This window comes from Paenibacillus sp. BSR1-1, from assembly GCF_030403775.1.
In the GTDB taxonomy this organism is placed as follows: Bacteria; Bacillota; Bacilli; order Bacillales; family Cytobacillaceae; genus Neobacillus.
The window spans coordinates 122,640-145,759 of record NZ_JAQMWQ010000009.1 but is presented as its reverse complement, the minus strand read 5'-3'; the positions used below and the strand labels follow the sequence as shown (position 1 = coordinate 145,759).

Sequence of the window (23,120 nt, the reverse complement as noted above, 5' to 3'; positions counted from 1 at the left end):
TTTTCCTAAATAGGGAGAAAATATGGGTATTGTTTTATACGGAATAGAGGGGGCAATTCGAATGAGAAAAATAAATCCAGGGTCCATCAATTCTTATATTAAATATGGAAATTTAAAAATCCCAAAAAGTATTCAATGTGAGTGCCCAGAATGCCGGAAAACAACTGAATTTTTGCTGAATGCAAATTACCAGAGCAGTAAAAACGGCTTAGTAACGGAGTGCAGTTGTCCGCAATGTAAACAATCTGCCGTATTCATCATTATGACTAGGGAAGGACAGGATGAACAGGGCGAACATGCTGATACATATATTTATGACCTTCAAGCATCAAGACATCCCATTAATCAAATAGAAAATTTGCCTAATATACCAAAGGATCTTATCAGAGCCTACCGTTCAGCAATAAATGTCCATCAATCCAGGGAAAATTCGGCCACTGCCGTTATGTCAAAGAGAGTGATTGAAAGTATTCTAAAACATTTTCTAGGTGAAAAAAGTAAAGGCCAGCCCTTGTCACAGCAGCTTGAATCCCTGCCTAACCATGTTAATTTGGCAAAGCCGATACAATCCCTTAGCCATTTATTGGCAGCTGATGGTTCATTACATCAGATGCTTGAATTAGAAACGGATATGGACTATGAAACGACCTCACTACTAATGGACTTATTAGAAAGCTTAATTGAGTATCTATTTGTCCTGCCAGGGAAAATTGAGGTCACACATAATAAAATAGCAAAGAATATCCACCATTAAAGTATACAAAAACTCTTGTTGATAAGAAACGAGTGAGTTGTTTATTACCAAAAACGGTTAGGTTGAGTCAGAAGGATATATGGATAGAAAGAAGCGCGCTGTCTTCCTGAAAAATTTTTATGAAAAAACAAGAATGAACGAAAAATAATTCAATAAATTATTTTATTTTTCTGAAAAAAACGTTGAAACGTTTCCAAACCATTTAACCAGGCCTCAGACCGAATGGACCCGGATCGATACCATTTATGGGTCTTTAATGGGGAAAAAGGCGGAGATTCCCTGACAGGCGTCTTAAAATCTGCGAACTTTGCGTTAGGCGGCAACGGAAAAATCGATTTCCTTATCGGCGGCGGAGCAAATATCGACAGGCTTTATATTGCACTGGTACGGGCTTCAGACTGCAAGGAGTTAATGAAGGAAACGGGCGGCAACTGGGAAGCCTATCGAAGGGTCTACTGGGATGCTTCGGATTATATAGGCGAAGAGTTATACATCAAGGTTGTAGACTATGAAACAGGCGGCTGGGGACATATTAACATTGATGATGTGAATGTACCTGTGGCCATAAATAAGTAAATCGAATCTTGATAGATAAGATCAAATAACCTAGAATAATCATGTGAAATTCAACATATGCAGGATTGCGACTGGTTAGCAGGCAAGACCTAAAATGTGTTAAGGACAGTTTGTACCTTTGTGTACATATCCTTGCCCATTTTAGGTCTTTTTTTTGGCTTTTTTCGTAAGCAGATTTGTTTTCAATAAAGTTTACACCCCTAAAAGTGTAAAAGTGCACTTTATCAGCGGATTTAACGGGTTTATCAGCGGATTTTAAGCTTTTATCAGCGAATCCAACCCATTTATCAGCGGATAGAAGAGTTTTATCAGCGAATTCAAAAATACCAATACTAGATAAGGAGTTTTTAGGATGAAAAAGAAGAAGTAAAAATCCGAAAGCCTGGAGAGAAGAGTATGGGGAAAAGTGGGAAGATGTATTCCCTGAACATGAGGTGCGTGTATACCCCCATGTTTCCATTGTTCGTACAGGGCTAACAATTAAATCCCCGGAAATGAAAGATTAAAATGACATTATAAATGAAAATCAAAGGGGGTAAATTTTATTAGTAAAATATATCTAACATAGCAATATAATTAGGAAAACTAAATAGTTCTGAATTATATGATTATTCTGAAAAAATATTGAATTTATTTTCCAAATCCATTAAAGTGATATTGTAACCGTTTTCTGAAATCGATTACAACGTAGGAAAACGTCTTTCACAAAGGAGGGAAAAGGGGGGGATTTTGTTTGGCAACGATTGCCGATGTAGCAAAAAGAGCAGGGCTTTCAAGGGCTACCGTCTCAAGGGTGCTTAATAATCATCCAAATGTGACAGAAGACAAGAAAAGGTTAGTTCGCGAAGCGATGGAGTGGTTAAATTATGTTCCAAATTCAACTGCTCAAAGGCTGCGGAATCAAAAAACAGACACGATTGCCATATTAGTTCCAGTGCTTACTAATCCATTTTTTGCTTATTTGCTGGAAGCCATGGATATGGTAGCAACTAAGAACCAACTTCAGTTACTTATTTGCCAAACGAGATATAGCAAACAAAAGGAACTGGATTTTCTGGAGCTATTAAGAACAAAGCAAGTAGATGGTCTTATATTGACTTCCTATGAAAACGAGTGGAAACAAATTGAACCATTTTCAGCGTTCGGCCCCATGGTTTTATGCAATGAATATGAAAGACACACCAAGGTGCCAATCATCCGGATGAATCAATTTGAAGCCAGCTACATAGGAACACGGCATTTGATAGAACAAGGCCATAAGAGAATTGCGTGTACCTGCGGCGATAAGAGCAACTTGGCTAAGGATAGACAGGCCGGATACCGAAAAGCTATGGCAGATCAAGGACTATTGGTCGAAGAGGAATGGATGTTTTCAAATGTCTTCGATATTGAGGATGGCAAAAGGGTATTAAGGACGATTTTGAATTTAAGAGAAGCACCTACAGCTGTCTTTACAGGAAGTGACCAGGTTGCTGCCGGAATGATCATGGCGGCAAAGGCACTTGGTAAAAAAGTGCCGGATGATATTGCCGTCATCGGATTTGATGACCAGCCAATCGCCAAGGTAGTAGAACCTTCCCTGACAACGATTAGGCAGCCAATCGAAGAATTAGGAAAGACAGCAATGGAAGTGCTGATTGATTTAATTGCCTATAAAAAGGACACCAAGCACCAGGAGATTCTATTACCCTATGATCTGGTAATTAGAGATTCAACGATGTCAAAATTGAAATCGATTTCAATATAGGGGGAAAAACATGAATAAGTCGAAAAGAGCAAAACTAATAGCCGTATTTGCTACATTATCGTTGGCCCTTGCTGCCTGTAGTTCCGATCAAACCAGCACAAAGGAAAAGCCGGATGGGGACAAAAACAAACCGGCAACTGAGCAAAAAGTTAAAATTGTGTATGCGCGCGGTAAAGATGTAACAAAAGGAACCGAAAAGATGGTAGAAGCATTTGAAAAATCCCATCCAAATATTGATGTAGAGTTCCGGGAAATGCCTTCTGATACCGGGCAGCAGCATGATGCCTATATTACGGCTTTTAATGCAAAATCTTCTGAAATCGATGTTATTGATATGGATGTCATTTGGCCTGCCGAATTTGCCCAGGCTGGCTATGTACTTCCGCTTGACCGTTTCATTCAGCAGGATGGCATCGATTTAAATGAATATAACCAAGGTGCCTTAGGGGCTGCTCAGTTCAACGGCAATCAATGGGCACTTCCTAAATTTGTCGATGCCGGTCTACTATACTATCGAAAAGACTTGGTTAAACCAAATGAAGTGCCAAAAACGTGGGATGAGCTATTGGCACAGGCGAAGGCCAAGAAAGGGCAGGGCAACACGAAATTCGGCTATGTATTTCAATCGAAGCAGTATGAAGGGCTTGTATGTAACGCTGTAGAATTTGTTGCCTCCTATGGCGGAGCATTTATCGATAAAGATGGCAACGTCGCTGTAAATAGTCCTGAAGCCATCAAAGGATTGAAGAAGCTGGTAGAAGTCGCCAAGTCCGATGTAGTACCAGGCAACGTCACAACCTTTACTGAAATAGAATCAGACCAAGCCTTTATTGAAGGCCAAACTGTATTCTTACGTAACTGGCCATATGAATATGCAAGTGCAAATGACAAGGAAAAGTCTAAAATTGTCGGACAAGTTGGCGTAGCGCCGCTTCCGGCAGGAGACAAAGGATCTGCAGCGGCGCTGGGCGGCTGGATGGCAGGTATCAACAAGTATTCCAAGCATCCGAAGGAAGCATGGGAATTCTTAAAATTCATGGCCGGTGCAGAGGGTCAAAAAATCGATGCAATTTACGGCGGTCATGCCCCAACGATTACAAAGCTTTACCAAGATCAAGAGATTCTTAAAGCAAACCCAACCTTTGCTGATAAAGGCTTCGTAGATGGTTTAAGTGCTGCGATTTCCCGGCCAGTAGCTCCGAATTACCCTGAAATTTCAGAGATTATTCAAATTAATGTATCTAAAGCGATTGCAGGGGAGCAAACAGTTGAACAAGCGGCGCAAAATATGGAAAAAGAAATGAAGGAAGTCCTTAAAAAATAACCCTATGGAGACATGTGATTAGCCTTCAGATTGGAGGCTAATCCGTTTTATCGCTAAAGGAGGAGGGGGAAACATGAAAAATAGTACCCTGAAAGTAGAGATAGATGAAAATCAAGTACCGATTATAAAGAATTCAGTAACCCCTGCAAAGAAAAGGAAAAAACTTTTTACTGAGAAAACGGCAGGGTATTATCTTGTTGCACCTGCCATGATTTTAATTTTTCTTATCGCGATTTGGCCTGTATTGCAATCATTTTATTTTAGTTTGTTTGATTTAAAATTAAACAATCCCACAAAATCGGAAGTCCACTTAAGCTATAACCTCAACCTGGAACGATATCTGAATAACTATCCGTTTTTAATCGGAGCCATTGACAATGAAATCAAGAATGGGAATGGCGCCGAAGAGCTTCAATCAATAAAGGAAAAACTGCAGTCACTTGATAAAAAGCTTCAAAGGAATTCCAATATCAACGCAAAATATGATTCTATAAATGATAGATTAATGAATTTTGAACAGGTAAACCCTGATGTAAGTATTACTGAGATTGATAGAAACATGGCAAAAGAATATGAAAAAACGGCGAAAATAATAAATGACAAAATTAAGAAAATGTCCGTTTCCATTAAGTTTTCTCAAGAAAAGAAACTTACAGGTTTAGCCGCTGGGTTCGGGGATGCGCTCATTCAGCCCAACTTTATCGGTTTACAACATTATAAAGATAATCTAACAACAAGCAGAATGTGGAAGGCGATTGGAAATACGACTACATTTACGATCATCTCCGTCTTAATTGAGCTAGTTCTTGGATTAGCCATTGCGCTATTAATCAATAAAGCTTTCTTTGGCCGCGGTATAATCAGGGCAAGCATCCTGATACCATGGGCGATTCCAACTGCTGTTTCCGCCCTGATGTGGAAGTTTTTATATGATGGGCAAAATGGGATAGTCGCCAAAATTTTTGCCGATTTTGGGCTGGTTGATAACATGGAGAAACTGCTTGTTACAGATACTGGTGCGATGTTTTCGGTCATCTTTTCTGATGTTTGGAAAACCACTCCCTATATGTCATTGCTGTTATTGGCAGGGCTTCAAACCATTCCCGATTCACTTTATGAAGCAGCCGCGATTGATGGTGCTGGCAAATGGAAACAATTTATGAAAATAACATTACCATTATTAAAGTCAAGTATACTTGTTGCACTCCTGTTTAGAACGCTTGATGCCTTCCGTGTTTTTGACCTGATTTATGTTCTAACCGGCGGCGGGCCTGCCAATTCCACGGAAACCATTTCAATCCTCGCTTATAAAGTGATGTTCAATCAAACGAATTTTGGTGATGGATCTGCTCTTTCTGTCATTGTGTTTATCTGTGTAGCGATCATTTCAATGATATATATCAAGTTTTTGGGCAGAGACCTGCTTAATGACAGATAGGGATTGATTAAGGGAGGAAGTTTACCATGAAGAAAAAAGCAAGTCCATTCTTTTATGTGTTTCTCGTAGTGTTTGTGTTTGTTGTCATGTTTCCATTCCTGTGGATGCTGATTTGTTCGGTCAAACCGGCTGCAGAATTGTTTGGGGACAAGGCATTTACTCCATATACCTCACATCCAACATTGGAGAATTACGTCTCAGTTTTTGTTGACCACCCGTTTTTACGATATTTATGGAATAGTACCGTTGTTGCTACCGTGACGACTGTGTACACGGTTTGCGTGGCCTCTTTTGCTGCCTATGCCATTGCCAGACTTGATTTTAAAGGGAAAACCTTCATTCTTGGAATTGTGTTATCTGTTTCCATGTTTCCGCAAATTGCGACGATAACACCGATTTTTATCTTCCTGAAGAATCTTGGGCTTACCAATTCCTATTTAGGATTGATCATACCTTATACAACATTCACCCTTCCGCTCTCAATCTGGATCCTGGTAACGTTTTTCCGTAAAATTCCTTTGGATCTCGAAGAGGCGGCAAAAATAGACGGGGCTTCCTTAATGCAAACCTACTGGAAAGTCATTATGCCGCTTGCTGTACCAGGAATATTTACCACCGCTATCCTTGTCTTTATTGCAGCATGGAATGAGTTCTTTTTTGCCCTTACCATCAACACAGATGAAAAGTATAAGACCGTACCGATTGGAATTGCGATGTTCCAGGGGCAATTTACCATTCCATGGGGTGAAATCGCAGCAGCAACAGTAGTGGTAAGTGTCCCATTAGTTATTATGGTCCTGATTTTCCAGCGGAGGATTGTTTCTGGTTTAACCTCTGGATCAGTAAAGGAATAATCTGTATTTGTTACATAGGCAAAGACTTAAAGCACTTCGCTTTTTAAGAGTTTCGACTGCGTGTTGTTTTTTAGTATTATGAATTTCTCTTATTCTAATAATCTTGACGTCTGTAGGTTCCGGGAGACATGCCGTACTTCTTTTTAAATACTTTGTGGAAATATGGGTAGGTTCCGAAGCCGCAATTTATAGCAATCTGTTCTAGCGTCATTGTCGTATATTTCATTTGCTCGATGGCCGCGGATAGCCTGATTTCCTGCATGTATTCTATCATTGTTTTCCCGACGCTGCTTTTGAAAAGATGAACGGACCTGGAGACGCTAAGGCCGGCATGCCGGGCCACATCCTCCACTCTGAAAGAGAGTGTGGCATGTTCTTCGATGTAGCGCATCATCCGTGTAACCGTATACGGATGATGGAACGTTGGGACCGTTTCGCCCGCAGCTCTTTCCAGAGATAAACAGAGCGCCCGCAGCAAATAGCCTGTGAGCTCTTCGTTTTGGCTGGAAACTGGCCGGCGTTTTTCAATCATGATATGGCGCCATAAGGTAAGCAGTTTTTCATCAAGGTCGATTCTGGAGACAGCAGGTTTTTCTGAGCGGTTCCACCATTCGTCGATCCATGGACCTTCACAGCCCAAGTGATAGTCTCCACTATTTTGGCCTTCCTTTACCAGCAGTTCATAGTGGTCCCCTGGTTTAATGAGCAGGAGGTCCCCTTTCCCGAGCTCTATTTTTTTCCCTTTTGCCACAACTTCGCACAGCCCTTCTGTTTGCAGGCGGAAAAGATAGACCGGATACCCGGATTTATATTGGGAATGATATCCATTTGTGTGATAAGAATAGCCGCAAAATAATATGTTTGTTGTCATATACTCACTCAGTTCCAATAAAAATAGCAAAATAGTAGATGTTTTCATTATATCATCTATGTTTATTCGCTAGTACACCTTATAAGATGTAATCAAATAAGAAATGTAATGGAGGTTGGATGATGGCAAAGATTCCTATAGCGGTACAATTGTATACATTGCGGAACGAATGCGAGAAAGATTTTGCTGGTACTTTGAAAAAAGTAGCGGAGCTTGGCTTCGATGGCGTTGAATTCGCTGGGTTTGGCGGATTGACTGCAAAACAAGTCAAAGTGTTATTGGATGAGCTTGGGCTTCAGGCTGCAGCCAGTCATATACCTCTGGAAGAATTGGAAAATAATCTTTTCAAGGTTATTGAAGATCAGAAAATAATAGGAAGCAGCTATGTGGTGTGCCCTTACTTAATGCCAGACCGCCGCAGCAAAGAAGATTACAAAGCTCTTATTTCAATTTTGGATCAAGCGGGGGAAACAAGCCGCAGGGAAGGTATCACCCTTTGCTATCATAACCATGATTTTGAACTTGAGCGTCTGTCCAATGGCATGACCATACTCGAAGGAATTTTTGATCGAACAAACGCGAACAATCTGAAGGCGGAGCTGGATGTATATTGGCTTACAAAAGCGGGAGAAAACCCGGTGGAGTGGATGAATCGTTATAAACATAGATTACCGCTCATTCACCTGAAAGACATGACAACAGATGGAGAACAATTTTTTGCGGAGCTAGGCACAGGTGGTGTTGATATCGAAGCAGTACTAAAAACAGGGGCAGAAAACGGCGTTCAATGGTGGATAGTCGAGCAGGATATGAGCCGGCGCTCTCCCTTCGAAAGCATTGAAATCAGTTTGAATTACTTGAAGATGCTGAAAACTCAATAAGAATCTTGTTTAATATTTTCCACCCTATGTGTCAATGTAAGCTGTTTCATTAATTCTCTTATTCTCTAAAATAGTAGGTAAAGTGAAAGATTAAAAGGAGTTGTAACTCATGTTGAAAGTAACTGTATGGAATGAAAACCGTCACGAACAAAAAAATCCGGTAGTAAAAGATATTTATCCAAACGGGATCCATGGTACAATCGCAGAATTCCTTAAAGCAGAAGGATTCGAAACAGGAACGGCAACTCTTGATGAGCCTGAGCATGGCTTGACTGATGAAGTGCTAGCAGGTACCGATGTATTAATTTGGTGGGGCCATTTAGCTCATGGCGAAGTAAAAGATGAAATTGTCCAAAAAGTGCAGCAGCGTGTCCTTGATGGTATGGGACTGATTGTTCTTCACTCCGGCCATTTTTCTAAAATTTTTAAAACCTTAATGGGAACGAGCTGTGATCTAAAGTGGCGTGAAGCCGATGAAAAAGAGCGTCTTTGGGTTGTTAGCCCAAGTCATCCGATTACGGAAGGAATCTCTGAATATATTGAATTAGAGAAGGAAGAAATGTATGGGGAGCACTTTGACATCCCGCAGCCTGATGAGCTTATTTTTACAAGCTGGTTTGAAGGCGGGGAAGTATTCCGCAGTGGTTGTACCTTCAAGCGCGGAAATGGAAAAGTGTTTTACTTCCGGCCGGGTCATGAAACGTATCCGACCTATCATAACCGACAAATTCAGCGTGTTATCACCAATGCTGTAAACTGGGCCCAGCCTGTTAAACGTGAACGCCCAGTTTACGGAAATGCAAAACCACTCGAAGTTATTGGAGGCGTGAAATAACAATGGAAACATTAAGAGTCGGCGTTATTGGATGCGGCAGCATTGCCCAGCATCGTCATCTTCCTGAATATATTGCTAATAAAAACGTGGAGCTTGTTGCTGTTTGTGATCTTAATGAAGAACGTGCAAAGGCTGTGGCAGAAAAATACGGCGTCGTTGCTTACACAAATTATGAAGAGTTATTGAAGAGCGGCGGTGTAGACGCAGTCAGCGTCTGTACCCCTAACTATCTTCATGCTCCGATTTCGATTGCAGCATTAAATGCCGGTATACATGTGCTTTGTGAAAAACCGATGGCTACATCTCGAATGGAAGCGGAAGACATGATTGCTGCTGCGGAAGCGAGCGGCAAAAAGCTGATGATTGCACATAATCAACGTTTCGTGCCGTCTCACCGAAAAGCCCGCCAGTTAATTGAGACCGGAGAAATCGGTAGAATTTACAGTTTCCGTACGGCATTTGGGCATGGCGGCCCTGAAGGCTGGAGTGTAGAAGGAAAAGAAGGATGGTTTTTCCAAAAAGAAAAAGCATTCGTTGGAGCGATGGGTGATTTAGGCGTTCATAAGACCGATTTATTAAGGTACTTATTAGGCGAAGAAATAGCTGAAGTGGGTTCGTTTGTAGAAACGAGTGCTAAAGATTTCGCGGATGTCGATGATAATGCCGTGTGTGTGTTGAAAACAGAAAGCGGTATCATTGGTACTCTTGCGGCAAGCTGGGCGTATGTCAGTAAGGAAGATAATTCTACAATTATCTATGGAGAAAAAGCTATTCTTCGATTAGAGGACGATCCCATCCATTCACTCGTTGTTCAATATGCGAATGGTGAAGTGGTCAAATATGAGCTTGGAAAAATCCAGTCGAATGATGAAGGCGGGCAGAATAATTCCCACGTAATTGAAAAATTTGTAGAATCTATCATTCAAGACGTAGAGCCGCCGGTACCGGGTGTGGAGGGCATGAAGTCTTTATCAGTTATTTTAGCCGCACTCGAGTCAAATGAAACAAAACAAATTGTTAGAGTGATAGAGCAATGAATAAGCTGCGAATTGGAATAATCGGGGTTGGAGGGATTGCCCAAGGCCGCCATATCCCAGCTTTTCTTCAATTGGATGATATTTGTGAAATAACAGCTGTAAGTGATGTAAATAGGGAACGAGCCAGCAAAATCGCGTTAAAATACAATATCCCTAATGCGTTTGAGGATTATACTCAGCTATTTTCCAAGGTCGATGCGGTTTGTATTTGTACACCAAATAAATTTCATGCTGAGATTAGCGTTGCTGCCTTTGAGGCCGGAGTTCATGTTCTATGTGAGAAGCCGATGGCGTTGAACGCAGAAGAGTGCGAAGCAATGATTGCTGCATCTCAAAAAGCGGGAAAAGTCCTAGCGATTGCTTATCATTACCGGTTCATGAAGGAAGCTCAGGCAGCCAAAATGGCAATGAGTGAAGTGGGGGCCCCACTGGTGGCCAGAGTCCAAGCTCTAAGACGCCGTAAAGTACCGGGCTGGGGCGTTTTTACTAATAAAGAGCTTCAAGGCGGCGGAAGCCTCATCGATTTCGGCTGCCATCTTCTTGATTTAGCCCTATGGCTCATGGGAAATCCAAAGGAAACGGCCGTGTCAGGCAGCGCGTATAACGCATTAAGTAAAATGCCTAATCAAGTAAACCAATGGGGTACGTTTGATCATGAAACCTTTAATGTCGATGACCACGTCACTGCCTATTTGAAATTTGACAATGGGGCATCGCTGTTATTTGAAACCTCATGGGCAGCAAATATCAAGGACGATCTTGCGAATGTCAGCATTTCAGGTGTGGACGGAGGTCTGAACGTTTTCCCGTTTGAGCTTTACACTGTAAAAAATGGAATGCTGTTAAACAGTGAAGCTTCGTGGCTTCCGGGCGAGGAAGATCCGGGTGTTCCCCAGGCGAAGAATTTTATCGAAGCCTGTCTTGGATTGGATGAGCTAATCGTAAAGCCTGAAGAGGCGCTTCAAGTGTCTCGCATTATTGATCGAATCTATGAGAGTGGAGGTAATTCAATATGAAATTAGGAGTTTTTACTGTTCTATTTGCTGATAAATCCTTTGAAGAGATGTTAGATACCGTGAAAGAAGCAGGTCTTCATGCGGTTGAAATTGGAACAGGCTGCTATCCAGGGAATAATCACTGTGATTTAGATACATTATTAGAAAGTGAAGAAGCACGCAGAGAGTACCTTCGGATGATTGAGGATCGTGGCCTCGTGATTAGCGCCTTCAGCTGCCATGGTAATCCGATTTCGCCAGAAAAGGAATTTGCTGCGACTTCGCATGAAACATTATTAAAGACGATTAAACTAGCTTCCTTATTGGGTGTGCCAGTTGTAAATTGTTTCTCTGGTACGGCGGGCGATCATGAGGGTGCTAAATATCCAAATTGGCCTGTTACGCCCTGGCCAAATGAAAATGGCTCTGTTTTAAAGTGGCAGTGGGAAGAAAAGCTGATTCCCTATTGGAAGGAAGTCGGCGCAATTGCCAAGGAGCATAATGTGAAAATTGGTCTTGAACTGCACGGCGGCTTTTTAGTTCATACACCCTATACGTTATTGAAATTGCGTGCCGAAACCTGCGATGCGATTGGCGCAAATTTAGATCCAAGCCACTTATGGTGGCAGGGAATCGACCCAGTGGCGGCGATCAAGATTTTGGCTAAAGAAGGGGCTATTCATCATTTCCATGCGAAAGACACATACATTGATCAGGAAAACGTGAATATGTATGGATTAACGGATATGCAGCCTTATGGGGAAGTCCGAACGCGAGCTTGGACGTTCCGCTCTGTCGGCTGCGGTCATAGTTTAAAAGAATGGTCTGACATGATGAGTGCGCTCCGTACCTATGGTTATGATTATGTGATCAGTATCGAACATGAAGACCCGATCATGTCCATCGATGAGGGCTTTAAGCGTGCAGTAAATAATTTAAAGACAGTTTTAATTGAAGAACCTGTTTCACAAATGTGGTGGGTGTAGCGGGATTTTCGCGATTCGCTGATAAATTGGCTAAATTCGCTGATAAAATAAAAAATTCGCTGATAAACCCTGAAAATTCGCTGATAAACCTAAAAAAACCGCCGATAAAATTTTTTCTTACTAATTTAAGATGCTTTTATATGGCGACTAGTATCATTTTTTTGAAAAAACTGCTTACTTTTTACAAAAAAGAGGTGTCAAATGAACAAAAAATGGTGGAAGGAAGCTGTCGCCTATCAAGTTTATCCCCGCAGCTTCATGGATAGCAATGGCGACGGGATTGGAGACCTAAAAGGTGTTACTTCAAAACTAGACTATCTAAAAGAATTAGGAATTGACGTCATTTGGCTGTCGCCAATGTACAAATCCCCGAATGATGATAATGGCTACGATATTTCGGATTACCAGGACATCATGGAAGAATTCGGAACGATGGCCGATTTTGACGAGCTTTTACAAGGTGTTCACCAGCGAGGCATGAAGTTAATATTAGATTTGGTCATCAATCATACGAGCGATGAACATCCATGGTTTATTGAATCCCGCTCATCAAAAGACAATCCAAAGCGTGATTGGTACATTTGGCGGGACGGCCAGGACGGTATGGAACCAAACAACTGGGAATCGATTTTTAGCGGCCCCGCTTGGAAATATGATGAAGAAACCGGTCAATATTTTATGCATATCTTCTCAACGCGACAGCCTGATCTAAACTGGGAGAATCCAGATGTAAGAAACGCACTCCATAACATGGTGAATTGGTGGCTGGATAAAGGGATCGACGGTTTCCGTGTAGATGCAATCTCTCATATTAAAAAGGAACCAGGTTTCCCGGATATGCCGAACCCAGAAGACTTAGATTATGTACCATGCTTTCCATACATGATGAATGTGGACGGAATCGATGATTTCCTTTCTGAACTCGCTGAGAAAACAATTAAAAACTATGACGTTATGACGGTTGGGGAAGCCAACGGTGTCGGACTTGATGATGCGGACAAATGGGTCGGAGAGGAAAATGGCTATTTCAATATGATTTTCCAATTTGAATTTTTAGACCTTTGGGATAAAGATGCAGACGGTTCCATCGACGTTCGTAAATTGAAAAAGGTGTTAACAAAATGGCAAAAGGGCCTTGAAGGCAGAGGCTGGAACGCCTTGTTTATTGAAAACCATGATCAGCCGCGCCGTGTATCAAGCTGGGGAAATGACCAAGATTATTGGAAGGAAAGTGCGAAAATGCTGGGCGCTCTCTATTTCCTAATGAAGGGCACTCCGTTTATTTATCAGGGCCAGGAGATTGGCATGACAAATGTCCAGTTCTCTTCTATCGATGAGTATAATGATGTCGGCATGATTAATTATTACAAGATTGAAACCGCAAAAGGCCGCTCCCATGATGAGGTCATGAAGGTGATTTGGGAAAAAGGCCGCGACAATTCCAGAACCCCTATGCAATGGAGTTCTGGAAATATGGGCGGATTTACAATCGGTGATCAAACATGGCTTGGCGTAAATCCAAATTACAAGGAAATTAACGTTGCGGCACAATTAGAAGACCCGGACTCCATTCTTTCTTTTTATAAAAAATTAATCTGCTTAAGAAAAGAGAATCCGTTATTCGTTTACGGCACCTATGAATTATTGCTGGCCAACCATCCCAAACTGTTTGTCTATACGCGTCAATTAGGAAGCAGGAAGGCGATTGTCATTAATAATTTTAGTAAAAAAGAAACAAGGTTTAAATTGCCATCCACTGTTTCCTATTCTGCTTCTGAACTGATCCTAAATAATTATGATGTAACGGGACAGAAATTACGGAAAGAATTCACATTAAAGCCCTATGAAACAAGGGTGTACCTATTAAAATAAAAAAATGGGCCGATTGGGCTCATTTTTTTAATATAAAGGATATTTGTGTATACTATAGTAAAAAAGCAAAATTAATGAGGAGATTTAATGACTAAAACCATTGCCGATATAGCCAAAATTGCTGGTGTTGCCAAGAGCACGGTTTCCCGCTATTTAAACGGGGGCTCTGTCAGCGACGCGACCAAAAAGAAAATTGAACTGGTCATTAATGAAACTGGTTATATACCGAACACGTTTGCTCAAAGTTTAAAAGCGAAAAAAACAAATATCATTGGAACAATCGTCCCGCGCCTTGACTCATATGCGGCTTCCAATACGTTGATTGGCATCGATGAACATTTAAGGGACCAAGGCTTTCAAATGTTAATCGCAAATACTAATCAAGATTTAGAAAGAGAGATTGAAAGTATTTATAGTTTCGAGCGTCAGAAGATTGCCGGGATTATTCTGCTTGCCACTGTCATTACTGAAGCCCATTTGGAGGCGCTCGCCAGTGTTCAAATTCCTGTGATTCTAGTAGGCCAGCAAGATGAACATACCTACAGTCTTATTCATGATGATTTTTCCGCCGGCTACGATTTGGCCACCTATATTTTAAATAAAGGTCATCGAAAAATAGCCTATTTGGGAGTAACGGAAGCAGATATTTCCGTTGGAGTGAAACGTAAAACAGGGTTCACAACTGCGATTGAGAACTATCCAGAATGTGAAGTTCATTATTATGAGTCGGGCTTTAAAATTAAGGATGCAATGGGAGTAGCTTTAAAAATATTAAGTGAATGCAAGCCTACTATCCTGTTTTGTGCGACAGACAATATTGCGCTTGGTGCGTTAAAAGCAGCTTACATAAAAGGATTAAAAGTCCCGGAAGATATTTCCATTGTGGGTTTCGGTGGTTATGAAATCACCGAAGTCATACACCCGGCTTTAACGACCGCCAAGTTTTATTATAAAGAAGCGGGGCAATTGGCGGCACAAAATATTGTAAGGCTGGTAAACGGTGAAAAAGTGGAAAAATTGACTATATCAAAATACGAAATTATTGAACGAGAAAGCGTTGACAAACTAAATTAAACTGAACTATAATACTCTTTAGAAACCGGTTCCAATCACTCGGTTTTCTTTTTGAAATAAAATGGAACCGGTTCCTAAACAATCTTAGTGGAAATCATTTATTTTTTTAAGTAAATTTGGAACCGGTTCCTAAAGGGAGCCTATAAAAAAGGAGGAGAACGGAATGGATTTCAAAAATGAAGCAAGTAAGATTCTTGAAGCGCTGGGCGGAAAAGAAAATGTATCAGCAGCAGCCCACTGTGCAACCCGTTTAAGATTAGTACTGCATGACGAAGGAGCAGTCGATCAAGTCAAACTGGACAAAATGGACATCGTAAAAGGAACTTTTTCAACTGGCGGCCAGTATCAAATTATTATTGGAGCTGGAACAGTAAATAAAGTTTATAAAGAATTTGCTGATTTTACTGGCTTGACGGAAATGTCGACCAAAGAAGTAAAAGATGCAGGGGCGAAAAAATTAAACCTGCTTCAGCAATTTGTTAAAATGCTTTCTGATATTTTTGTTCCTATTATTCCAGCCATTGTTGCCGGTGGTCTCTTAATGGGACTTAATAATGTTCTAACTGCTTCGGACTTATTTATTGAAGGAAAATCCTTGATTCAAGCCTATCCGCAAATGGCGGATTTAGCTGCACTCATTAATACGTTCGCCAACGCTTCCTTCGTTTTCCTTCCCGTATTAATCGGCTTTTCAGCCACCCAGCGATTTGGCGGAAATCCCTATCTTGGTGCGGCATTGGGAATGCTGATGGTTCATCCTGATTTATTGAATGGATGGGGATATGGTGCTGCGTTAGCAGAGGGGAAAATCCCTGTTTGGAAAATTTTTGGCTTTGAAATTCAAAAGGTAGGTTATCAGGGAACGGTTCTTCCTGTCCTAGCCGCTTCCTATATTTTAGCCAAAACAGAAACCTTTCTAAGAAAACGTGTACCATCAGCATTGGATAATTTACTTACACCACTATTAGCCACTTTCATTACCGGTGTACTAACATTTACATTGGTCGGACCTGTGATGCGGTCCGCAGGTAATTTTCTAACGGATGGATTAGTGTGGATGTACGATACAACAGGATTCATAGGCGGAGCCCTTTTCGGACTAGTTTATGCACCGATTGTTATTACAGGTATGCACCATAGCTTTATTGCCGTTGAAACACAATTACTGGCCGACATAGCAAAGACAGGGGGATCCTTCATTTTCCCGATTGCAGCGATGTCAAACGTAGCCCAAGGAGCTGCAACCATTGCCGTTCTGCTTATGACGAAAGACAGCAAAATTAAAGGAGTTGCATCTGCTGCCGGCATTTCCGCATTATTGGGCATTACTGAGCCTGCCATGTTTGGTGTGAACTTAAAACTTAGGTATCCATTTATCGGAGCGATAGCAGGTTCTGCTGCCGGTTCTGCGTTTATTTCATTATTTAAAGTGAAAGCCATTGCCCTTGGTGCGGCTGGTCTTCCCGGAATAATTTCGATAAAGCCCGGCACTATCACGTTTTATATTTTAGGAATGGCCATTTCCTTTGCGATTGCTTTTTTCACAACAATGGTACTGGCAAAGAGAATTGCTTCGAAACAAGCCAAGGAAACTTCAAAGGCTGCAGCATAATAAAAAGAAGCAAAGAATGGAGGATCGAGGAGGATTCTCCTCTCTTTGTTGTAAAGTGAGGTTGCATCAATGAATTGGACAAAAGAACAGAGATATAAACGATTAGATGAAGCAGGGGAAAAGGAAATACAAGAACTTTCAAAAAGGGTTAATGAATGCCCATGGCGGCAGAAATTCCATATTCAGCCTGAAACGGGACTATTAAATGATCCTAACGGTTTTTCTTTTTATGAAGGTGAATATCATCTGTTTTATCAGTGGTTTCCATTAGGACCTATACACGGTTTAAAATATTGGTATCATACTAAATCCAGGGATCTTGTCCATTGGGAAAACGTCGGAATTGCCATTGAACCACATGATTATTTTGACAGCCATGGAGCCTATTCCGGGAGCGCCCTTGAGCATAATGGAAAGCTTTATTTAATGTACACCGGAAATACCCGTGATGAAAAATGGGTCAGGAATCCGTATCAATGTATCGCAATAATGGATCCGAGTGGTATGGTTACAAAAATGGGCAAGCCGGTCATTTCAAATATTCCAAATGGATATACGGAACATTTTCGTGATCCAAAGGTATGGAAATCTGGAGAAAGCTTTTATGCGGTTATAGGAGCACAGCGTTCAGATGAGACGGGATGTGTATTACTGTATAGCTCGCCAAACATGATGGACTGGAAATTTGAAGGGGAAATCAATACTGGTTTAATGCATTTTGGATATATGTGGGAATGCCCCGATTATTTTGAAATTCATGATAAGGGTATATTAATTTTTTCACCACAGGGTTTACACCCTAAGGAGGATGAATTCCAAAATATTTATCAATCAGGCTATATTATTGGCAATAGGCTTGAATTAGAGGAAAGAAATTTTGAACATGACAGCTTCACTGAGCTGGACCGTGGATTTGATTTTTATGCTCCACAAACGATGCTTGATCCGAAAGGACGAAGAATTCTAGCAGGATGGATGGGGCTTCCGGAGATTGATTACCCTACTGATCAATATGGCTGGGCCCATTGTTTAACACTTCCGAGAGAAATCACGGTAAGAGAGAATAAATTAATTCAAACTCCTGTCAGTGAGCTTAAGAAACTTAGAGGTGAAAAAATAGCTGTTGAAACCATCATTACGCCCGGCCGTGTTTCGATTGATGGTTTTCATGGGGAAACATATGAGCTAATTGCTGAATTTACTGACGCTGATGCTGATGAGTTCGGAATTGAACTTCGTGTTGGAGAACAAGAAAAAACCATCATTAAATATGAAAAAGCAACTAAAAAAATTGTTTTGGATCGTACCTTTTCCGGACAGCCATTTGCCGAAAAATTTGGGACCATAAGAAAGTGTCATTTAGAAGCTGAAAAAATAAAATTTCATGTTTTTGTTGATGTTTCGTCTGTCGAAATCTTTATTAACGATGGAGAAGAAGTGTTTACATCCAGAATATTTCCGAAGAAAGAAAGTACTGGCATTCGATTTTTCGCCAAGGAAGGGCATGTCCATCTGAATGCGGTGAAATGGGCAGTTTCGTAGGACAGTATTTAAAATTTAAAAAGAGAGGTTATGAGATTTGGGAAAACTATTTGCAATTGGCGAGGTATTAATTGATTTTGTCCCGCTGCAAAAAGGGGTCAATCTCAAGGATGTCATTTCGTTTGAACGCGCCCCGGGAGGTGCACCGGCCAATGTGGCTGCGGCAGTAGCAAAATACGGAGGACGGTCAGCGATGATTACGAAGCTGGGATTGGATGCTTTCGGCGATTTTCTGATTGAACAGCTGCAAGAGGCAGGTGTTGAAACGGATAAAATTTTCCGCACGAAGGAAGCGAATACTGGCCTTGCCTTTGTGTCATTAAAGAATAATGGAGAAAGGGATTTTTCATTTTATCGGAACCCATCATCCGATCTGTTATTAAAGGAAGAAGAAATTAATCCTTCCTGGTTTAGTGCAGAGGACATTCTTCATTTTTGTTCAGTGGATCTGGTTGAAAGTCCGATGAAACAAGCACATAAAAAAGCGATCCAGGCAGTAGTGGACAATGATGGAATTGTCAGCTTTGATCCTAATGTAAGGCTGCCATTATGGGAAAGCCCGGAAGCATGCCAAAAAGCAATCCGCGAATTTCTTCCGCTTGCCCATATTGTAAAAATTTCAGATGAGGAACTCGAATTTATTACGGGGAAAACGGATATCGATGAGGCCGTCCAATCCCTATTCACCGGCAATGTAAAAGCGGTCGTTTATACAAAAGGAGCTTTAGGTGCCGATCTTTATGTAAATGGTAAAAAGTATGAATCAAGAGGTTTTGATGTTGAAGTTCAGGACACAACCGGTGCGGGAGATGCCTTTATTGGAGGCTTTCTTTATAAGCTTTTGGAAATGAAGGCAGATCTGAGCAGCCTGGAGAATATATTACTGACAAACAGCAAGGAAATACTCGCCTTTTCTAATGGAAGCGGAGCATTGACCACAACAGGAAAAGGAGCCATCTCATCGCTGCCTGCAAAAGAACAAATATTGGAATTCATTGATTAATAGATAAAGAATTATATTAAAAATAAAAGAGACGACTAGGAGCGAATCGTCTCTTTCATTATGTTAGTGGACTACCCTCTTCTTTACTTGTATCTTGATTTCTCCACTGTCATTTGAAACACATCCTTGAAGCAAGAAAATTCATCGTAAAAATGCTATCATCCACTTCCACATATATAGATGCTCCTATTCTTATTTATTGCTGCCTACATGTTAGAAAATTACTCAATACATGGCTTTTAAATACATTGGGAATGTATTCCCCCTATAGGGCTTGACCCTTTACTCTCCTATTTTCTTTGGGGATTACTCCATTCTTGATCCCTACCCACTTGACTGATACGAAGCTGCTGACAAGTAGCACGACTGCTCCGAATAGATATGGCAGGTTGATATGAATATCAAATAACCACCCCGCAAGCACTGGACCAAAAATTTGCCCGAGACTCATATAGGCATTGTTCAACCCTGCTACAAATCCTTGTTCATTTCCAGCTTCCTTCGAAAGCAACGTGTTAAGCGTCGGCCGTAATATGTTATTAAATGTGAAAAACAACATTGTAATTATCATTACATAAAAGAAATTGCCCGAGAATAGCAAGAAGACAAGAGATACTGCCGATAGCAAGAGCATGCTGCTAATAATTGGCTTTTCCCCAAACCTTTGTGTAAGCCGGTTAGTCAGCATCACTTGGTTGAATGTACCGATCAAGGAACAAACCATAAATAAGATGGAAATATCTCTAGTCGTAAATCCATAGCTCTGAGTAACGAACAACGGGTATATCGCCTCAAAATGAGTAAGTCCGAATGTAAGAGCGAATATCATTAACAATAGGATAAAATAACGAGATTTAGCCGACTGTGCAAGTTGACGAAAAATATTTTCTTTTTTCGGTTTCGACTTCAGATGCATGAGACGAACCTCTACTGGTTGGGATTCCGGTAATAATGGTAAACAACAGATCACCGCCAAAAGACCAATACTTGCAGACGCGAAGAAAGGAGCCCTTGTTCCAAACTCAGCAAGCAATCCTCCCAAACCCGGACCAATAATAAAACCGGATGACATCGAAGCGCCTAGAAATGACATTGCTCTAGGCCTCTGTTCTTCTGTCGTGATATCAACGACATAAGCCATAATGGAGGGAACCAAGGCAGCAGAACCCATACCGCCAATTAATCGTGAAACAAGAAAAAGTGAGAAATGATCTGCAGCAGCAGCCAATAAGTTGGAAATAACGAATAAGCTCAGTCCAACGACAATCATCGGCTTACGTCCGTATTTGTCTGAGAATTCACCAGCAATTGGCGAGAACAAAAACTGTGTCAAGCCGAAGGCGGATACTAAATATCCTGCTGCTTTTCCGCCTGCTCCGAAATCTATTAGAAGCTCAGGGAGAATCGGAATAACAAGCCCAATGCCTAGCATAGCAAGAAACATATAAGTCAGTAAAAACGGAAACGCAGATTTTGTTTGCATGGATTTTTCTCCTCTACTACTCGAAAACAGATGTAATTTTTTCTGTTTTAGAAATGATATTATATTCTTTACTTGATCCAAGAGAGCCTGAAATATTCTCTCCTTTGAACATCGTAGCTACTCGTTTTGATCTTCTTGCAATGGTTTCAGCGGAAAAAGAAGCTACAACTAACTCTGTATATTACTGCTCAAGTTGAACCATCCGAATTGCTCGTTCTTCATGCTCAATAAAATATTATTTTTTTTGTATTTATGATTTATGCCTTCTTCGAAGTACATTGATTATACTTGACAGAACTTAACTCCCCATTTAAAAAACATTACCAAATTATTAACTTTTTAGTTTGATATATTAAGCAAGCTGGGAATACGAAATTGTCGTCGCTCTATTCTGGATATTCGCGATGCACATAATATTTCTACTGTCGTTGAAAATATAATTAAGAAGGAACATGGGGTTTATAATGTTCATGTCCATGTAAAAATCCATTGTATAAATTGCCTAATACAATCACTGAATTTTGGTTTAAGTAACCAATGACTTATAAATACAATCCTTTTAAAATTATAATTGTTAAAATTTACTAAAACATAAAAATTAAGTAACTTTCATTTTGTTTTCTCAAGCTGTTTATTTTAATTTAATCAAACATTTCCAAAGGAGGAATTAGTTGATGATACAAGAAAACATAAGCTTGTCACGGCGGAAGTTTTTAGGTAACGTTGGAAAAATCGGAGGGGCTTCTGCAATTCTCGGTGTTACCGGAACGATGGAATTATTGGCACCTGAAATGACAAGCGCAGAAGCTGCACCAAATAAGGATGACCATACACATAAAATAGAAAAACCGAATAAAAATAGCTCTTACATGCTTTTGAATGTTCGATTGGAAAGCGGCTTTAAATATGAAAACGGAGAAGTGGCTGCAACCGAATCTGTATTACGAAACATCCGAGTCGATAAAGGCAGGATTACGAAAATACTAGATACAAACTCCCCTTTTGAAAAAGATATTGCTTGCTATGATGCAAAAAGTATGCTCTTGCTTCCTTCTTTTAGAGATATGCATATTCATTTGGATAAAACCTATTATGGCGGCCCTTGGAAAGCAGCAGCAACAAGAAAAAATGGTATTTTTGACATGATTGCCTTAGAGCAGAAATTGCTCCCGGAATTGCTCCCAACCGTTCAGGAGCGCGCAGAGAAATTAATTGAACTAATTCTCAGCTACGGCTCTACGTATGTTAGAAGCCACTGCAACATTGATCCAGTCGTTGGTCTTAAAAATCTTGAGAAACTAAAGCTCGCCTTAGCAAATTATTCAGATAAAATTTCTCATGAAATCGTTGCTTTCCCGCAACACGGCTTGCTTCGCTCAAATGTAGAGGGACTGTTACGCGATGCCATGAAGCTCGGCGTTACACATGTTGGCGGACTAGATCCAACCTTAGTAGACGGGGATATGGAAAAATCACTACATACCATGGTTCAAATCGCAGTGGACTACAAAGCAGGCATTGATATCCATCTTCATGAAGGCGGTGAAACAGGATTAAAAGCTATTCGAAGATTAGCAGATTTGACAGAAGAAGCTGGTCTACACGGAAAAGTGACAATCAGTCATGCTTTCTCTCTTGCATCATTAGCAGCAGGTGAAGACGTTGCAATGGCAGACCGTCTTGCATCGCTAGGTATCTCTATAGCATCTTCTGTTCCAATTGGCAAAAGTGTAATGCCAATTCCACTCCTTCATGAGCGGAAGGTGAATGTCATGCTTGGCAATGATAGTATTACCGACCACTGGGATCCATTCGGGATAGGTGATACTCTGCAGAAAGCACATCTTGCAGCACAAATATATGGATGGAAGAACGAATACAACCTGTCTCGAGCACTTTCCCTTGCTACAGGGGGAATTACCCCTTTAGATGAGTCCGGTAAGCAAGTATGGCCAAGAGTCGGCAATGATGCAACAGGAGTACTTCTTCCTGCAAGCTGCTCTGCTGAAGTTGTTGCCCGGCTGCCAATACGTGCAGCCGTACTGTATAAAGGCACTCTTTCCTCGGGGACGCTGGATAACGTGAAGACTAAAGTCCCAAACGCTTCTAGAAATATTTAGGAGATCACACCTGTTCTAGTGGATTTCACCAGGACCTTTGTTTGCAAAAGAATTCTTAAATATAAAAACCGTACAGATCGTTGTGCGGTTTTATGAGATTAGCGGAACAGATACAG

Annotated in this window: 19 protein-coding genes and 1 pseudogene; 18 read left to right on the top strand and 2 right to left on the bottom strand. The window is 40.9% G+C overall.

Features of this window, described 5'->3' with window-relative positions; all coding sequences use genetic code 11:
* The first annotated feature begins 61 nt into the window (after positions 1-61).
* The 7 genes and pseudogenes from PH210_RS15145 to PH210_RS15120 all read left to right on the top strand — a co-directional run bounded on the left by PH210_RS15145 (position 62) and on the right by PH210_RS15120 (position 6,693).
* Positions 62-754 carry a DUF4145 domain-containing protein gene (locus PH210_RS15145; protein WP_289986631.1) on the top strand — a complete coding sequence of 231 codons (693 nt, stop codon included), beginning with the start codon at positions 62-64 and terminating at the stop codon, positions 752-754.
* 222 nt (positions 755-976) lie between these two features.
* Positions 977-1,330 carry a hypothetical protein gene (locus tag PH210_RS15140; protein WP_289986630.1) on the top strand — a complete coding sequence of 118 codons (354 nt, stop codon included), beginning with the start codon at positions 977-979 and terminating at the stop codon, positions 1,328-1,330.
* A gap of 374 nt (positions 1,331-1,704) precedes the next feature.
* Positions 1,705-1,836, top strand: a pseudogene (locus tag PH210_RS29785) (hypothetical protein); the annotation flags it as partial.
* Positions 1,837-2,063: 227 nt separating this feature from the next.
* Positions 2,064-3,077 carry a LacI family DNA-binding transcriptional regulator gene (locus tag PH210_RS15135; RefSeq protein WP_289986627.1) on the top strand — a complete coding sequence of 338 codons (1,014 nt, stop codon included), beginning with the start codon at positions 2,064-2,066 and terminating at the stop codon, positions 3,075-3,077.
* A gap of 10 nt (positions 3,078-3,087) precedes the next feature.
* Positions 3,088-4,401 (top strand): ABC transporter substrate-binding protein, encoded by a 1,314-nt coding sequence (locus PH210_RS15130; protein ID WP_289986626.1) that lies wholly within the window; start codon positions 3,088-3,090, stop codon positions 4,399-4,401.
* A 208-nt stretch (positions 4,402-4,609) separates the two neighbouring features.
* Positions 4,610-5,839, top strand: coding sequence for an ABC transporter permease subunit (locus tag PH210_RS15125; protein WP_289986674.1), 1,230 nt, complete (start codon positions 4,610-4,612; stop codon positions 5,837-5,839).
* Positions 5,840-5,865: 26 nt separating this feature from the next.
* Entirely contained in the window at positions 5,866-6,693 is an 828-nt protein-coding gene (locus PH210_RS15120) for a carbohydrate ABC transporter permease (protein WP_289986624.1), read from the top strand.
* Between the two features lie 94 nt (positions 6,694-6,787).
* Here PH210_RS15120 and PH210_RS15115 read toward each other — a convergent pair whose 3' ends face one another.
* On the bottom strand, positions 6,788-7,564 hold the full coding sequence (locus PH210_RS15115; RefSeq protein ID WP_289986623.1) for a helix-turn-helix domain-containing protein: 777 nt from the start codon (positions 7,562-7,564) through the stop codon (positions 6,788-6,790).
* Positions 7,565-7,686: 122 nt separating this feature from the next.
* Here PH210_RS15115 and PH210_RS15110 point away from each other — a divergent pair, with 122 nt between their 5' ends.
* The 10 genes from PH210_RS15110 to PH210_RS15065 all read left to right on the top strand — a co-directional run bounded on the left by PH210_RS15110 (position 7,687) and on the right by PH210_RS15065 (position 19,401).
* A complete protein-coding gene (locus tag PH210_RS15110) occupies positions 7,687-8,445 on the top strand; it encodes a sugar phosphate isomerase/epimerase family protein (protein ID WP_289986622.1) in 759 nt (252 codons plus the stop codon).
* A 109-nt stretch (positions 8,446-8,554) separates the two neighbouring features.
* Positions 8,555-9,280, top strand: a complete 726-nt coding sequence (locus PH210_RS15105) for a ThuA domain-containing protein (RefSeq protein WP_289986621.1) — start codon at positions 8,555-8,557, stop codon at positions 9,278-9,280.
* Between the two features lie 2 nt (positions 9,281-9,282).
* Entirely contained in the window at positions 9,283-10,317 is a 1,035-nt protein-coding gene (locus PH210_RS15100) for a Gfo/Idh/MocA family protein (protein ID WP_289986620.1), read from the top strand.
* Positions 10,314-11,333, top strand: coding sequence for a Gfo/Idh/MocA family protein (locus PH210_RS15095; protein ID WP_289986618.1), 1,020 nt, complete (start codon positions 10,314-10,316; stop codon positions 11,331-11,333). Before PH210_RS15100 ends, PH210_RS15095 begins: the two co-directional genes overlap by 4 nt.
* The gene (locus PH210_RS15090) at positions 11,330-12,298 is read left to right on the top strand and encodes a sugar phosphate isomerase/epimerase family protein (protein ID WP_289986616.1); all 969 of its coding nucleotides are present in this window, start codon (positions 11,330-11,332) and stop codon (positions 12,296-12,298) included. The genes PH210_RS15095 and PH210_RS15090 overlap by 4 nt, the downstream gene beginning before the upstream one ends.
* 201 nt (positions 12,299-12,499) lie before the next feature.
* On the top strand, positions 12,500-14,170 hold the full coding sequence (locus tag PH210_RS15085) for a glycoside hydrolase family 13 protein (protein WP_289986615.1): 1,671 nt from the start codon (positions 12,500-12,502) through the stop codon (positions 14,168-14,170).
* Positions 14,171-14,257: 87 nt separating this feature from the next.
* Complete coding sequence (locus PH210_RS15080) at positions 14,258-15,244, top strand: LacI family DNA-binding transcriptional regulator (RefSeq protein WP_289986612.1); 987 nt, start codon at positions 14,258-14,260, stop codon at positions 15,242-15,244.
* A 163-nt stretch (positions 15,245-15,407) separates the two neighbouring features.
* Positions 15,408-16,856: a sucrose-specific PTS transporter subunit IIBC gene (locus PH210_RS15075; RefSeq protein WP_289986611.1), complete on the top strand. Its 1,449-nt coding sequence runs from the start codon at positions 15,408-15,410 to the stop codon at positions 16,854-16,856.
* 69 nt (positions 16,857-16,925) lie between these two features.
* A complete protein-coding gene (locus PH210_RS15070) occupies positions 16,926-18,398 on the top strand; it encodes a glycoside hydrolase family 32 protein (protein WP_289986609.1) in 1,473 nt (490 codons plus the stop codon).
* Between the two features lie 37 nt (positions 18,399-18,435).
* Positions 18,436-19,401: a carbohydrate kinase family protein gene (locus tag PH210_RS15065; protein WP_289986608.1), complete on the top strand. Its 966-nt coding sequence runs from the start codon at positions 18,436-18,438 to the stop codon at positions 19,399-19,401.
* 265 nt (positions 19,402-19,666) lie between these two features.
* On the opposite strand, the gene PH210_RS15060 is transcribed toward PH210_RS15065, so the two are convergent.
* On the bottom strand, positions 19,667-20,884 hold the full coding sequence (locus tag PH210_RS15060; RefSeq protein WP_289986606.1) for an MFS transporter: 1,218 nt from the start codon (positions 20,882-20,884) through the stop codon (positions 19,667-19,669).
* 869 nt (positions 20,885-21,753) lie between these two features.
* Here PH210_RS15060 and PH210_RS15055 point away from each other — a divergent pair.
* Positions 21,754-23,004, top strand: a complete 1,251-nt coding sequence (locus PH210_RS15055) for an amidohydrolase family protein (protein ID WP_289986673.1) — start codon at positions 21,754-21,756, stop codon at positions 23,002-23,004.
* Positions 23,005-23,120 lie beyond the last annotated feature (116 nt).